The following is a 14,007-nucleotide window of genomic DNA, read 5'->3' as shown; positions in this document are numbered from 1 at the left end:
GGCCCCAGGGTGCATACCCGACTTCACATTGAGAGCCTTTCGCCATGAACTACCTGCCACTTGCCTTGCTGATCGTGCTGGCCCCTGCCATGGCCGAGAATGCCGACGACGCTGGCAACGATACCCCCCTGACCATCAACGGCTGCGTGATTGCCGAAGCCAGCCAGTGCCCGGGGGCCGACCTGCGGGGCGCCAACCTGGCCAACCAGGACCTGCGCAAGATGAACCTGGCCGGTGCCGACCTGCGCGATGCCGACCTGCGCCATGCCCGGCTGGACCTGGCCAACCTGGAAAAGGCCAGACTGCAAGGCGCCAACCTGACCCGCGCCAGCCTGCAGCAGAGCAACCTGCGCCTGGCCGACCTGAGCCAAAGCCGGCTCGTGGCTATCCAAGGCTGGGGCCTGTATGCCCAGGGTGCGCAATTTGCCAAGGCCGACCTCAGCGCGGCCTACCTGCAGTTCGCCAGGTTGTCAGGGGCAAAGATGCAGCAGGCCAACCTGCGGGCGGCGGACCTGGAAATGGCCTGGCTGAGCAAGGCTGACCTGCAAGAGGCCGACCTCGGCGATGCCAACCTGCAGGAGGCCAAGTTTGGCCAGAGCAACCTGGCCCGCGCCGACTTGCGCGGGGCGCGGCAGCATTACGGGAATTTTCAGGAGGCCAACATGGAGGGGTGCAAGGGGTGCCCCGAGACTTGGGACAATTGAGCCCGATATCCTGCCTTGCGCAGGCCCCCCTGTAGGAGCGGCCTTGTGTCGCGATGGGCTGCAAAGCAGCCCCGACGATTGCTGCGTTGACGCTGAAGCCCCTGGGGGCCGCTTTGCGGCCCATCGCGACACAAGGCCGCTCCTACAAGGCTCTGCGCAGAGTCCAGATAGCAGAACACCTCACCCCGCCACCCGCACCACCCCCAGATCAATCCCCAGATGCACCAGCTCGGCATGGGAACTGACCTGCAACTTGCTCTTGAGCAAGGTCAGGTGGTTGGACACGGTCTTGGCGCTGATGCACAGCTGCTCGGCAATCCCCCGCACCGGTGTGCCCTTGGCAAGCATCACGAAAATCTCCAGCTCACGCTGGGTCATGCGCTGCAGACGCGGGTCGCTGGCATTGTGCTGTGAGGTGCAGGCCAGCTGGGTGGCCAGGGGCTGTTCGATATAGGCATGCCCGGCCAACACCCGCTGCACCGCCTCGATCAGCACTTCGGGCGCCGAGTTCTTGGTCAGGTAGCCCGAGGCCCCGGCATCCAGCGCCTGGCGCACCAGCGGCAGTTCGTCATGCATGCTGAAGAACAGCACCCGCAATTGCGGCAGGCGCTGACGCAGGCGCCGGGTGGTTTCCAGGCCGCTGATGCCAGGCAGGCCGAAGTCCATGATCACCAGGTTGGGCACCTGCTCCTGAACCCGGGCCAGCGCCTCTTCGCCACTGGCAGCCTCACGCACCTGTACTGTCGGCAGCACTGCCCGCAACAGGCTGGCATAGCCCTGGCGGACCACGGCGTGGTCATCGACCAACACGATATTCATCACACCTCCATGGGAATGTTCAGGTCCAGCGCCCAGCCGGCACCCGGGCGGCTGAGGATGCGCAGTTCACCGCCGAGGCTGCGGGCGCGCTCGGCCATCGAGTGCAGGCCTACCCCGGGGCGCTGGGGCTGGCTGGCACCGCGACCGTTGTCGCGAACCAGCAGGCGCAAGCCCTTGGCGCTGCGTTGCAGGCGCACCCGCACCTGGCTGGCGCCGGCGTGCCGGGCGACGTTGGTCAATGCCTCCTGCAGCAAGCGATACAGATGCGTCCTGCTCGGCCCGGGCAGTGCCGGCAACTGCTCGCCGACCCGCAGGCGGCAATCGATACCCTGGCTGGCCTGCCATTGGCTCACCAGCAGGCCAAAGGCTTCGGCCAGCGGCATGTGCTGCAGCGCCAGCGGGTACAGGTCGTGTACCAGGGCGCGGAAACCTTGCTGCAGGCGTTCGCAATCAAGCTCCAGGGTACGTGTCGTCTGCGCCACCACGGCGGGCTGGTCGGCGACCATGCGCAGCAGGCAGAGCTGGGCCCGAATACCCGCCAGGTATTGCCCGAGGTCGTCGTGCAGCGTCTGCGCCAGCTGGGTGCGCTCCTGCTCCTGCACCGCCAGCAGGGCCTGGGTGAGTTGGGTATTGTCGGCCCGGGCCTGCTGCAGAGATGCGGTCATGCGGTTGAAATGCTCGGCCAGCTGGCGCGCCTCCGGCAAGCCGGCCTCATTCAGGCGTGCGGTCAATTGCCCACCCGAGACCTGGCGCAAGGCCTGCAGCAGCTCGTCCAGCAGTCCCATGCCCCGCCGCACCGCCCAGCGGATGGTCAACAAGCTCAGCAACAACGCCAGGCCGCACAGGACCAACAGCTGCTGCAGCGAGTCGCGGACCTCGTCGATTTCATCCCGCGCATCCACGGCAATCATTACCCGGCGGCCGTCACCCAGCTCCAGCAGCCGGCTGCTGTCATGGCGCTGGCCAAGCAGTTGGCGGCCCAGCCAGGCATCCAGGCCGGTTTCTTGCGGCAGCCGCGCAGGTTCATCCGCCGCCAGCCAGTGCACCCGCACATGGCGCAGGCTTTGCGTCAGCCGTGGTTGCAGGCTCTGCGGGGCGCGTTCGGCGGTGTCCCCGAGGTACGCCACCACGGCTTGCGCCGATTGCAACTCCCGCTCCACATCAGCCACCGCCTGGCGCAGCAGCACCCCGGCACAGGCCAGCGTCACCAGCGCGAAGCAACAGGTGACCCAGAGGTTGATTCGCCACAGGGCCGACAGGTTGACAAGGCGCATGGGCAATTCTCCTCCAGGGGCTGCGGCTCATCGTAAAACCCGGCCCCGTGTGGTGAATTACTACCTTGGTACCGGCCGAGCGCTACTTTCTGCATATTTCCCCCTCCCGGCGGGCTTCCTATGCTGGCGCCATCTGCCGTGGAGTTGCCTTATGCGCCAGCCTGCCCACCTTGCCCTGACCTGCCTGCTGGCCCTGGCCGCGACGCTTTCTGCGAGCCCGGCGCCCGCTGCGCAGGCCCAGGCCGCAGAACCGTTGCAGGTGCGCATCGGCTACCTCGGCTATCGCCCCGATCCCGGCCCGCTGCTATCCAACATCCTTCCCGAGCCCACCGATGCCGGGCTGCAGGGCGCCGAACTGGCGATTGTCGACAGCAACAGCAGCGGGCGTTTTCTCAAGCAGGCATTCCACCTGGCCAATGCCAGCGTCGACAGCCCCGAAGCCCTGCTGCAAGCCGCCAAGGCCCAGCACAACCAGGGCCTGCGGCTGTTCGTGGTGAATGCCCCCGCCGCCAGCCTGCGCGCGCTGTCTGCCGCCCTGCCCGACAGCCTGCTGTTCAACGCCGGCAGCCCGGACGACAGCCTGCGCAGCAGCCAGTGCCTGGGCAATGTGCTGCACAGCCTGCCCAGCCGCGCCATGCTGGCCGATGCCCTGGCGCAATTCCTGGTACTGCGCAAATGGCAGCGAGCGCTGTTGATCGTCGGCCAGACCGACGACGACCGCGCCTACGCGGCGGCCCTGCGCCGGTCCATGAAGCGCTTTGGCATGCAGCTGGTCGCGGAGAAAGCCTGGACATTCGACAACGACCAGCGCCGCAGCGCCCAGGCCGACATGCCGCTGTTCACCCAAACCGCCGAGTACGACGTGGTGCTGGTGGCCGACGAGCGCGGCGACTTCGGCGAGTACCTGCCCTACCAGACCTGGTACCCGCGCCCGGTGGCCGGCACCCAGGGCCTGACCCCCACCGGCTGGCACAAGACCGTGGAAACCTTCGGCGCGGCGCAGTTGCAAAAGCGCTTCGAAGCCCAGGCCGGGCGCTGGATGAACGACCGCGACTTCGCCGCCTGGATGGCCGTGCGCAGCGTCGCCAGCGCAGTGAGCAAACTGCGCCAGGCCGAGCCCCGCGCCCTGCAGCAACTGCTGCTCAGCGAGCAGTTGCCGCTGGACGGTTTCAAGGGCCGCAAGCTCAGCTACCGCCCGTGGAACGGCGAGCTGCGCCAGCCAATCCCGCTGGTGCAGCCGCGGGCCCTGGTCAGCACCTCGCCGCAGGAGGGCTTCCTGCACCCGTTCAACGAAATGGACAGCCTGGGCTACGACAAGCCCGAAGTGACCTGCGGCTACCCCTGACCCGATAACCACAACAAAAAGGATTTCGCCATGCGTCGCTCCCCGTTTCACCGGGCACTGCTTTACCCCAGCCTGCTGTCGGGCGCCCTGGCGCTTGCCGGCGGGCATGCCGTGGCCGCCACCGCCTGGGTGTCGAACGAGAAGGACAACAGCCTCAGCCTGATCGACATGCAGACCCTGCAAGTCACCGAGACCCTGCCGGTGGGCCAGCGCCCGCGCGGCCTGCTGCTGTCCCACGACAACACGCTGCTGTACATCTGCGCCAGCGATTCGGACCGAGTGCAGGTGATGGACGTGGCCACCCGCAAGATCATCAAGGAGCTGCCCTCCGGCAAGGACCCCGAGCAGTTCGCCCTGCACCCCAACGACCGCTGGTTGTACGTGTCCAACGAGGACGACGCGCTGGTGACGGTGATCGACACCCAGACCGACAAGGTGCTCGGGCAGATCGACGTCGGCATCGAGCCCGAAGGCATGGCGGTGAGCCCGGATGGCAAGTGGGCGGTCAACACCAGCGAAACCACCAACATGCTGCACTGGATCGACACCAGCACCCAGACCCTGGCGGACAGCACCCCGGTGGACCAGCGGCCACGCTTCGTCGAGTTCAGCCAGGACGGCTCGCGGCTGTGGGCCTCGGCAGAAATCGGCGGCACGGTGACCATCCTCGACGTGGCCAGCCGCCAGGTGCTGAAAACCCTGAATTTCCAGATCAAGGGCGTGCACCCGGACAAGGTCCAGCCGGTAGGCATCAAGCTCAGCGCCGATGGCAAGTACGCGTTCGTCGCCCTGGGCCCGGCCAACCATGTGGCGGTGGTCGATGCCAAGACCTACGAAGTACTCGACTACCTGCTGGTGGGCCGGCGGGTCTGGCAACTGGCGTTCACCCCGGACCAGAGCCAGTTGCTGGCCACCAACGGGGTCAGCGGCGACGTTTCGGTGATCGATGCAAAAAACCTCAAGGTGCTCAAGTCGGTGAAGGTCGGCCGCTACCCCTGGGGCGTGGTGGTGACGCCATGAATACCCTCGAAGTCAGTGACGTGAGCTTTGCCTACGGCCAGCGCGAGGCGCTCAGGCAGGTCGGCTTCAGCCTGGCGCCCGGGCGTTTCGCCGCCTTGCTGGGCCCCAACGGCGCCGGCAAGTCGACCCTGATCGCCCTGCTCACCCGGTTGTACGACCTGCAGCATGGCGACATCCGCGTGTGCGGCTGCTCGCTGCGCAACGCCACACGCCCGGCCTTGCGCCAACTGGGCGTGGTGTTCCAGCAAAGCACCCTCGACCTTGACCTGAGCGTGGAGCAGAACCTGCGCTACCACGCCTCGCTGCATGGCCTGTCGCGGCGCCAGGGCAATATTCGGGTCGATGCCGAACTGGCCCGCCAGGGCCTCGATGAACGGCGGCGTGAGCCGGTCCGGGCGCTGAACATCGGCCATCGACGCCGAGTGGAGATTGCCCGCGCGCTGCTGCATGAACCGCGTTTGCTGTTGCTCGACGAGGCCAGCGTCGGCCTTGACCCGGCCAGCCGCCTGGCGCTCAACCAGCACCTGCGGCTGCTGTGCCGCGAGCAGCGCCTCAGTGTGCTGTGGACCACCCATCTGCTGGACGAAGTGCAGCCCAGCGATGACCTGCTGATCCTGCATCAAGGGCGCCTGGTGGCCAGCGGCACGGCCGACGCCCTGAGCCTGGAGCACGGCGGTGACCTCGACCATGCCTTTGCCCGCCTGACCAGCGCCCCCACAGGAGCCGATGCCCGATGAACGCTTACTGGCAGTGCTTCAACGGCATTCTCCTGCGCGAATGCCTGCGTTTCGTCCTGCAGCGCACCCGTTTTCTCAGCGCCCTGGTGCGCCCGCTGCTGTGGCTGCTGGTGTTCGCCGCCGGCTTTCGCGCGGCCCTGGGCATTGCGATCATCGAGCCCTACGACACCTACATCCCCTACGAGGTTTACATCATCCCGGGCCTTGCCTGCATGATCCTGCTGTTCAACGGCATGCAGGGCTCGCTGTCGATGGTCTATGACCGGGAGATGGGCAGCATGCGCGTGTTGCTGACCAGCCCGTTGCCGCGGCCCTTCCTGCTCGGCAGCAAGCTGCTGGCAACCTCGTTGATCTCCCTGCTGCAGGTGTACGCCTTTCTTGCCATTGCCTGGTTGTATGGCGTGCAGCCACCGGCTGCGGGCTTGTTGCTGGCGCTGCCGGCGTTATTGCTGGTGGCGCTGATGCTCAGCGCCCTGGGGCTGTTGCTGTCGAATGCGATTCGCCAGCTGGAGAACTTTGCCGGGGTGATGAACTTCGTGATATTCCCGCTGTTCTTCCTGTCCTCGGCGCTGTACCCGTTGTGGAAGATGCGTGAGGCCAGCCAGTGGCTGTACTGGCTGTGTGCAGTGAACCCGTTCACCCATGCCGTGGAGCTGGTGCGCTTTGCCTTGTATGAGCGCTTCAACCCGCTGGCGCTGGCGGTATGCCTGGGGCTGACCGTGCTGTTCACCCTGCTGGCGATCCTTACCTTCAACCCCCAGCATGCGGCGCTGCGCAAGCCGCGCTGATTGGCAGCTGTCTCCCTCCGGACCCTTCGCCGAACCCGTTGAAGGAACACGGTCCGTGTGGGAGCGGGTTTACCCGCGAAGAAGACAACGCGGTGCATGGCACCGGCTTCGCCGGTGTTCGCGGGTAAACCCGCTCCCACAGGGATCGCGCATGCATTCAGATATTGGGCAGGATCAGGCCAGAGGCGCCCGGCTTTCTACTACTTTGGTACTGCCTTTGCTGTCTGATCGTCGCATTCACAATGCACCGCCACTGGCATGTAATGGACCTATAACAAAAAGGACAAACCCCATGCCACGTGCCCTGCCCCGGCTGCCACGCCCATTGCTGGCGGCGCTTTCCCTGAGCCTGACGCTGGGCATCGCCCAGGCCGACACCACGCCGCTATTCTCCGCCGACGGCTATCGCACCACCCTCTACCGCAGCCCGACCCCACAACAGGTCGAGGGCGGCCAGGTCATCGACACTGCCACCCTGCAAGCCCTGCTGGGGCACACCCCAAGGCCGGTACTGATCGACGTCTACCGCCGCCAATGGCTGCAAGGCCGCTTCATCGAAGATGAACCCCACGCCAACATCCCCGGCAGCCGCTGGCTGGCCAACACCGGCGACGGTGAGCTGAGCCCGGCGTGGCACGATTACTTCGTGCGCAACCTGCAACAAGCCACCGCCGGGCGCACGGAGCAACCGCTGGTCTTTTACTGCCGCTCCGATTGCTGGTTAAGCTGGAACGCGGTAAAACGCGCGAAAGCCCTGGGCTATGAGAATCTGTATTGGTACCGCGACGGCCTGGACGCCTGGCAGCAGGCCAACCTGCCGCTGCAACCGGCGCAGCCAGAACCCTTCCCCTGAATTCATCGCCTGCAAACGCGTGCCCGCTCCATCCAATAAAAACGAGGTGAAAAGGCCATGTACAAAATTCTGATTGCCGACGATCACCCCCTGTTTCGCGAAGCTATCCACAACGTTATCAGCGATGGCTTCCAGGGCAGCGAAGTCATGGAAACTGCCGACCTGGACAGCGCTCTGGCGCTGACCCACGAGCACGACGACCTCGACCTGATCCTGCTCGACCTGAACATGCCCGGCATGCATGGCCTCAATGGCCTGATCACCCTGCGCAACGAGGCACCGACCACGCCGGTGGTGATCGTCTCGGCCGAGCAGGAAAAGCAGATCGTGCTGCAGGCCATCACTTATGGTGCGGTGGGTTTCATCACCAAGTCCTCGCCCCGCTCACAGATGATCGAGGCGATCGAGCAGATCCTCAATGGCAACGTCTACCTGCCGCCCGACATCATCCGTGCCCAGAAAAGCAGCACCAGCCGGCGCCTGAACGATGCCCCGAGCTTCCCGCCGGAGATGCTCCAGGCCCTGACCCGCAAGCAGCTGCTGGTGCTCGAGCGCATGACCAAGGGCGAGTCGAACAAGCAGATCGCCTACACCCTGGATATCGCCGAGACCACGGTCAAGGCCCATGTTTCGGCGATCCTGCGCAAACTCAACGTGCACAACCGGGTGCAGGCCATCCTCAGTGCCGGTGATATCGATTTCGGTGATTACCTGCGGCGTTGATACCGCTATCTGGGGGCCGCCTTGCGGCCCATCGCCGGCAAGCCAGCTCCCACAGGTACTGCGCAACTCTCGAGTCCTGCGCAGTACCTGTGGGAGCCGGCTTGCCGGCGATGGGCTGCGCAGCAGCCCCAATACCGCTGACTGTCTGGCATCGCGGCTAGCCCTGGCTGCCCAGCAAATGGCTCATCGCCGCCTTCAGCTTCATCGGCCGCACCGGCTTGTGCATCAGGGTGTGGCCCAGCTCGCGGATCTGTTGCTTGAGCTCGTTGCTGTAGTTGGCGGTGATCATCATCGCCGGCAAGGGCTGGGCGCGGCGGGCATTGATCCGCGCCACGGCGTCGACGCCATTGCAGTCGTTGTCCAGGTGGTAGTCGGCGATCAGCAGGTCGGCCTCGGCATGGTAGTTGTCCACCTGGCGCGCCAGGTCCTCCTCCGACAGCGCGGTGACCACCCGGCAACCCCACCCCTCCAGCAGGGTGCGCATGCCGGCGCAAATCGCCGCATCGTTATCCAGCACCCACACCCGCGCCCCGCGCAGGCGCTCGAGCATCGGTTCGCTGATCGCCAGGCTCGGCTGGGCCTTTGGCGCAGTGGCGCTCAGCGGCACTTCGACCGCGAATACCGAGCCTTTGCCAAGCCATGACCGCATCCGAATCCGGTGGCCGAGGATGCCGGCGATCTTTTCCACGATCGCCAGGCCCAGGCCCAAGCCACGGTCCTGGTCCGGGCGCTGCACATCGCCGCGCCTGAACTCCTGGAACATTTCTTCCAGGTGCTCTTCGGCGATACCGATCCCGCTGTCCCATACTTCGATCCGCAAGCCGCCACGCTGGCGCCGGCAGCCCAGCACCACGCGGCCGCTGCGGGTGTAGCGAATGGCATTGCTGAGCAGGTTGCGCAGGATCCGCGCCAGCAGCTGAATGTCACTGCGCACCACGGCGGAACAGCCCACGAAATGCAGCTCAAGCCCTTCGCTGCGCGCCACCTGGGCGTATTCGGCAGCGAGGTTGTCCATCAGTTCGCGCAGGGCGAACGGGGCGACATCGGCCTTGATCACGCCGGCATCGAGCTTGGAAATATCCACCAGGGTACCTAGCAGGTTCTCCACATCCTCCAGCGAGTTGCTGACATTACGCACCAGGTGAGCACTGTTGTGCGGCTCGCGGTGTTCGAGCAAGGCACTGGTGAACAGCCGCGCCGCGTTCAGTGGCTGCAGCAGGTCATGGCTGACGGCGGCAAGGAACTTGGTTTTCGACAGGTTGGCCTGCTCGGCCTCCCGCTTGGCCTCGCGCAAGCGCGATTCCACCCGGCTGCGCTCCTCGATTTCGCGCAGCAGCTGTTCGTTCAGGCTGGTTAGCTCGGCAGTGCGCTCGCGTACCCGTTGCTCCAGATGCTGATACGCCTGGTGCAGCGCCTGCGCGGTATTGCGCCGCTCGGTGATGTCGCGGATCAACACGAAGATGCCCACCACTTCGCCATTGGCCAGGCGGTTCGGCACGTAGGAGCGCAGCATGTAGCGTTCCTGGCCGTTGATGTTGGTTTCGGCAAACTCGAAGGTTACGCTCTCCCCTGCCAGCGCCCGCGCCACGTAGGCCTCCAGGCGCTGGTAATGCTGCTCGCTGTGGGCCTCGCGCAGGCTCTGGCCCAGCATCACGCCGCGAGGCCAGCAGTACCATTCTTCATAGACCTTGTTGGTGAATTCGTAGACCAGGTCGGCATTCAGGTAGGCGATCAGCGCCGGCACATGGTCGGTGATCAGGCGAATCTGGTGCTGGTGTGCCGTCTCGGCCCGCTGCCGGGCCTCGCTGAGCAGGTGGTTGACGGCCTTGAGCTCGGCCATGGCCTGGTTCAGCGCTTCGGTGCGTTCGCGCACCTGCTCGGCCAGCACCACCGAATGCTGGAACGCGGCATAAGGGTCGTTGCCACGCGTGACGCCGGACTCGATACGCTCGATCAGTGCGCCGTTGATACGCTGCAGCTTGTGGTTCTGGTGCTGCAGCCGGGCGACCTCGGCCTGCAGTTCAGCGACCGACAGGAGGCCGGTTGCGGGCAATGGCGACCCCGGTGAAGGTCTGGTTGATGTGCATGCCATTGAACTGTTCTCCGTAGGTGTTGAAGCCGATCACCCGCTGCTCGCGCAGGAACGCGCCGATCGGCTCCAGGCCGTGCCGGGCTTCGAGCTCCAGCCGCCGCAGGAAGCAATCGCAACCGATGGTCAGCAGCAGCGGGCCGAGGCGCTGCTGCAAGCCGTCGAACAACTGGTGCAGGTTCGGCAACAGCGGGCCCGGGGTCATGGCGGTGAGCACGATGCCGTTCTCCACCGCGCAGTAGAAACTCAGGCTCAGGTCCGGGTGCACTTGCTGGATCGCCCGCACGTAATACTGGTCATGGATGCGCACGGCCAGCGGATGTGCGGCGAACACTTGATGATCGAGCTCGGCCACCGGCACGCCGATGTGCCGGGCGTATTCCTCGGCAGCAGGCTCGGCATTCAATTCGAAGACCCGGCGCTGGGCACTGTCGGCACCGGTGACCACCAGCTTTTCCTGACGCGGCAGGATGTGGTGGGTGGTGAACACTTCGAAGTCGAGCCAGGTATTGACCAGCACCACCACCGCGGCGCCGTGGTGGAACGCGCCGCCGAAATACACGTGGGTGCGGGTCAGGTAGTTGTCGTCGCCGGCCGACCCGCCGAAATGCGGGATATCGCCCAGGGCCGCACTGAGGGCGGCGAGCACCATTTCCTCGCGGCTGGACAGGCCGTCGAGCAGGGTCAGGGCAAAGCTGTGGCCCTTGATCGGCGCTAGGTTATTGCTGCGACAGGTGCCGACCAGGCGCTCGACCATCTGCTGGGCGTCGATCAGGCTGAAGCGCTCCATTTCATCGATCAGCTCGGTGGCGATGGAAAAGTGCCGATGATCGAACCCGACTGCCGTTATGCAATTGCGGCCGTAGCCCAGCGGGGTGATTTCGCCGGCGCTGGTGCAACCGACCAGGCGGATGCCGCCAAAACCCTGCTCCAGGGCTTCGCCCAAGGCTTGCAGGTCGTATTCGGCGGAGCAGAAGAACAGCACGAAGCCCAGGTGCGGGTGCAGCAACTGCGCCGCCAGCTCCTGAGCTGCCTGCCGGGCGTCGGTTGCCTGGGACATGGCGCTGACCACACCGTCGTTGTGAGCCTGCTGCATCGTGGTCTCCGGCGCGGGGTGGCTGAGTGATGAGTGTACGAAGGCGATCATCGACGACGAATGCTACTTGGGTAGCGGGTGGGCGGTTCCATGGACGTAATATCACCGGCATGCGCGGGACCTTGTAGGAGCGGCCTTGTGTCGCGAAAGGGCTGCAAAGCAGCCCCAGCAATTTGTGCATCGCTGCTGAAATCCTGGGGCCGCTTTGCGGCCCTTTCGCGACACAAGGCCGCTCCTGCAATTGACCGTGTTGCCCGGTCTGGCAAGGCTTACCAGGTGAGCACCGCCCCCACCGCAAAGGTATCGGTGTCTTCGTTCTGGTCACTGGTTTCATGGCCGTCGATGGAAAACTGGTTGTACTCGGCAACCAGCTTGAGGTTGTCGTTGACGTCATGGAACAGCGCCACGCCGCGGGTCTCGTAATCCGCACCACTGCCCACCGCGCCGTTGCCATCGTCCTTGGTCTTGCCATAGGACAGCGCCACCCGGTTCTTGCCGACCTTGTAGGAGCCCTGCAGCAGGTAGCCATCGCTGTCGACATTGCGCAAGGTCGGTTCGCCAGCGTTGTTGGTGAAGAACGGGTTGATGCCCTTGGCCTGGAACCCCGAGCCGGTCAGCGACAGCCCCCCCATCTTCGCCTGCACACCGTAGCCGACACCTTTGGAGGTGACCGACTGCACCGCCGGGTCGGTGTTGTCGGAGGTCTGGTAGCTGCCGTTGACCCAGCTGTAGATCTGCGCCCCAGCCAGGTCGAACTGGTAGGTGATCTCGCTTTCGGTACGCGGGTTTTCCTGATAGGCCTTGCCGGTCGGGCTGCTGTCGTTGGTGTCCACCGGGTCCATGATGCCCACCGCCACCCGCAGGCCGTCCATCACTGGCGTGCGGTAGGTGATCTGCGAGGTGGGGAACGGGTACGGGTAGCCGCTACCGATGTTGCCGAACGATACCCCGCCGCCGTCCACCAGCCCCAGGGTGTCACTGACCTGGCCATAACCGGCCAGCAGTTCGTCGAGCAGGATATTGGAACGGGCGAACAGCCCGAAGTCCTTGCCAATCAGCACCTCACCCCACTCGGGGTTGGCCACGGTGCCGTAGAACTGGCGCACATCGATGGCGGTGTCGGTGCCGTTGGTTTCGCTGTCGTTGATGGTCACCCAGAACGAGGCACGCGCGCCGAGCTTCAGGTCATCCACCTGCTTGCCCATGTTGAAGCCCAGGTAGTTGGGCAGAAAGCCCATTTTCACCCGTGACTGGCGGCGATCGAACTGCTCGCCCTGCCGGTCGACATCGCTGTTGACGTAGAAGGCGTTGATATAGCCGTCGGTGGAAAACGTCGTCTGGTCCTTGTCGTACAGCATGATCTCGGCCTGGGCGAGGCTGCTCAGGCAAAGGGTCGAGAGGCTGACGGTAACAGCCGCCAGCAAGCGTGGGGACAGATTCTTATTGTTGTACATGGCGCGCTCCGAAACGGGGACGGGATGTCGGAGGCGATTATCAGAAGCTGGCAAACAGCCAGAAACGCTGCCTTGGAGGGGGCTGCCAGGTGCTTTTGGCCAGCGTGCGGGGCGTGATGATTCCGGCCCAGGACCGGGTTACACCCAGAGGCAAGACTTCTGGCGTAACCCACAGGAGCAGGCGAGGATCAATACGGCAGACTGGAGCGAGCCCCGGTCAAAGGTCCAGGGCACCACTGAGCAACGCGCCTAGCGTGCTTGAGGCATCAGCCCGTTGCTCGTCCAGCAGACACAACGGCAGGCCTTTCCAGGCGGGTGGCGAATCGGCCAGCCCCTCGCCAATCAAGGCCAGCGGACAAGCGATCTGCATTTGCAGCGAACGCAGGCGCCTGGCCAAGGCAGGGTCCACCGGCACCTGAACCTTGATCACCAGTGCCGCAGGCTGCATCGCCGCACATAGCATGGGGATTTCTTCCAGCGGCTGCCCGCACCCGAGTACTTCGATGCGTTGCTGCTCGCCGCTCAACAACAGGCCGGTACACAATACCTGCAGTTCGGCTTGCCCCTCGGTGCCTGCCAGCAGCACGCGCGGCGCATCGGCCTGGTTCATCTGCAGACGCAGCAGCAGGCGGGCGCGCAGGAACATGTCCAGAAACAGCCATTGGCTACGCTGGCCCGGCGCAATGCCTGAAGCCAGGCCATGCCAGACCGGCATCAGCACCTCGCGCAGCACGCTGGCCTTGGGCAGGATGGTGAACAACTGCCCGTGGATGGCTTCCAACGCTTGTGTATCGAATGCCTGGGTGGCGCGCTCCACGGCGAGGCGCCAGTCGTCGAAGCCCGAGTGCTGCTGCACCGGCGCATCTGGCTGACCTGCGAGGATGTCGCCTACCTTGCTGATGGGCACGCCATTGCCGGTCCAGTGCAAGATGTCGCGTATGCGCTGGACATCCCGGGCCGTGTACAGGCGATGGCCGCCCTCGGTGCGCTGCGGGCTTATCAACCCATGGCGCCGCTCCCAGGCCCGCAAGGTCACCGGATTGATGCCGGTCAGGCTGACCACATCGCGCATGGGTAACAAATCGGCTGGGGTGGCGTCAGTCAT

At 65.1% G+C, this 14,007-nt stretch carries 13 protein-coding genes; 7 read left to right on the top strand and 6 right to left on the bottom strand.

Features of this window, described 5'->3' with window-relative positions:
- Positions 1–44: 44 nt before the first annotated feature.
- Positions 45–704, top strand: a complete 660-nt coding sequence (locus tag CAG46_RS15770; protein WP_085616120.1) for a pentapeptide repeat-containing protein — start codon at positions 45–47, stop codon at positions 702–704.
- Between the two features lie 180 nt (positions 705–884).
- Here CAG46_RS15770 and CAG46_RS15765 read toward each other — a convergent pair whose 3' ends face one another.
- Positions 885–1,523 carry a response regulator transcription factor gene (locus CAG46_RS15765; RefSeq protein ID WP_046613887.1) on the bottom strand — a complete coding sequence of 213 codons (639 nt, stop codon included), beginning with the start codon at positions 1,521–1,523 and terminating at the stop codon, positions 885–887.
- The gene (locus CAG46_RS15760; RefSeq protein ID WP_085616118.1) at positions 1,523–2,797 is read right to left on the bottom strand and encodes a histidine kinase; all 1,275 of its coding nucleotides are present in this window, start codon (positions 2,795–2,797) and stop codon (positions 1,523–1,525) included. Before CAG46_RS15760 ends, CAG46_RS15765 begins: the two co-directional genes overlap by 1 nt.
- A 151-nt stretch (positions 2,798–2,948) precedes the next feature.
- Here CAG46_RS15760 and CAG46_RS15755 point away from each other — a divergent pair, with 151 nt between their 5' ends.
- The 6 genes from CAG46_RS15755 to CAG46_RS15725 all read left to right on the top strand — a co-directional run bounded on the left by CAG46_RS15755 (position 2,949) and on the right by CAG46_RS15725 (position 8,263).
- On the top strand, positions 2,949–4,142 hold the full coding sequence (locus CAG46_RS15755) for an ABC transporter substrate-binding protein (RefSeq protein WP_085616116.1): 1,194 nt from the start codon (positions 2,949–2,951) through the stop codon (positions 4,140–4,142).
- Between the two features lie 30 nt (positions 4,143–4,172).
- On the top strand, positions 4,173–5,162 hold the full coding sequence (locus CAG46_RS15750) for a YVTN family beta-propeller repeat protein (RefSeq protein ID WP_085588077.1): 990 nt from the start codon (positions 4,173–4,175) through the stop codon (positions 5,160–5,162).
- On the top strand, positions 5,159–5,899 hold the full coding sequence (locus CAG46_RS15745; RefSeq protein ID WP_085616114.1) for an ABC transporter ATP-binding protein: 741 nt from the start codon (positions 5,159–5,161) through the stop codon (positions 5,897–5,899). The genes CAG46_RS15750 and CAG46_RS15745 overlap by 4 nt, the downstream gene beginning before the upstream one ends.
- Positions 5,896–6,687 carry an ABC transporter permease gene (locus tag CAG46_RS15740; protein WP_013972167.1) on the top strand — a complete coding sequence of 264 codons (792 nt, stop codon included), beginning with the start codon at positions 5,896–5,898 and terminating at the stop codon, positions 6,685–6,687. The genes CAG46_RS15745 and CAG46_RS15740 overlap by 4 nt, the downstream gene beginning before the upstream one ends.
- A 292-nt stretch (positions 6,688–6,979) precedes the next feature.
- Entirely contained in the window at positions 6,980–7,540 is a 561-nt protein-coding gene (locus CAG46_RS15730; protein ID WP_085616112.1) for a PQQ-dependent catabolism-associated CXXCW motif protein, read from the top strand.
- 57 nt (positions 7,541–7,597) lie between these two features.
- The gene (locus CAG46_RS15725; protein ID WP_013972165.1) at positions 7,598–8,263 is read left to right on the top strand and encodes a response regulator transcription factor; all 666 of its coding nucleotides are present in this window, start codon (positions 7,598–7,600) and stop codon (positions 8,261–8,263) included.
- 157 nt (positions 8,264–8,420) lie between these two features.
- Here the strand turns inward: CAG46_RS15725 and CAG46_RS15720 are convergent, their stop codons facing one another.
- The 4 genes from CAG46_RS15720 to CAG46_RS15705 all read right to left on the bottom strand — a co-directional run bounded on the left by CAG46_RS15720 (position 8,421) and on the right by CAG46_RS15705 (position 14,007).
- Entirely contained in the window at positions 8,421–10,316 is a 1,896-nt protein-coding gene (locus tag CAG46_RS15720; protein WP_085616110.1) for a NahK/ErcS family hybrid sensor histidine kinase/response regulator, read from the bottom strand.
- Positions 10,285–11,448 carry a nitric oxide-sensing protein NosP gene (nosP, locus tag CAG46_RS15715; protein WP_085616108.1) on the bottom strand — a complete coding sequence of 388 codons (1,164 nt, stop codon included), beginning with the start codon at positions 11,446–11,448 and terminating at the stop codon, positions 10,285–10,287. Before nosP ends, CAG46_RS15720 begins: the two co-directional genes overlap by 32 nt.
- Before the next feature lie 269 nt (positions 11,449–11,717).
- A complete protein-coding gene (locus tag CAG46_RS15710) occupies positions 11,718–12,902 on the bottom strand; it encodes a porin (RefSeq protein WP_085616106.1) in 1,185 nt (394 codons plus the stop codon).
- Positions 12,903–13,119: 217 nt separating this feature from the next.
- Complete coding sequence (locus CAG46_RS15705) at positions 13,120–14,007, bottom strand: MerR family transcriptional regulator (RefSeq protein WP_085616104.1); 888 nt, start codon at positions 14,005–14,007, stop codon at positions 13,120–13,122.

Origin of the sequence: Pseudomonas sp. B23(2017) (genome assembly GCF_002113725.1) — a bacterium.
Lineage (GTDB): Bacteria > Pseudomonadota > Gammaproteobacteria > Pseudomonadales > Pseudomonadaceae > Aquipseudomonas > Aquipseudomonas putida_Z.
This window is presented reverse-complemented; position numbering and strand designations above follow the sequence as displayed.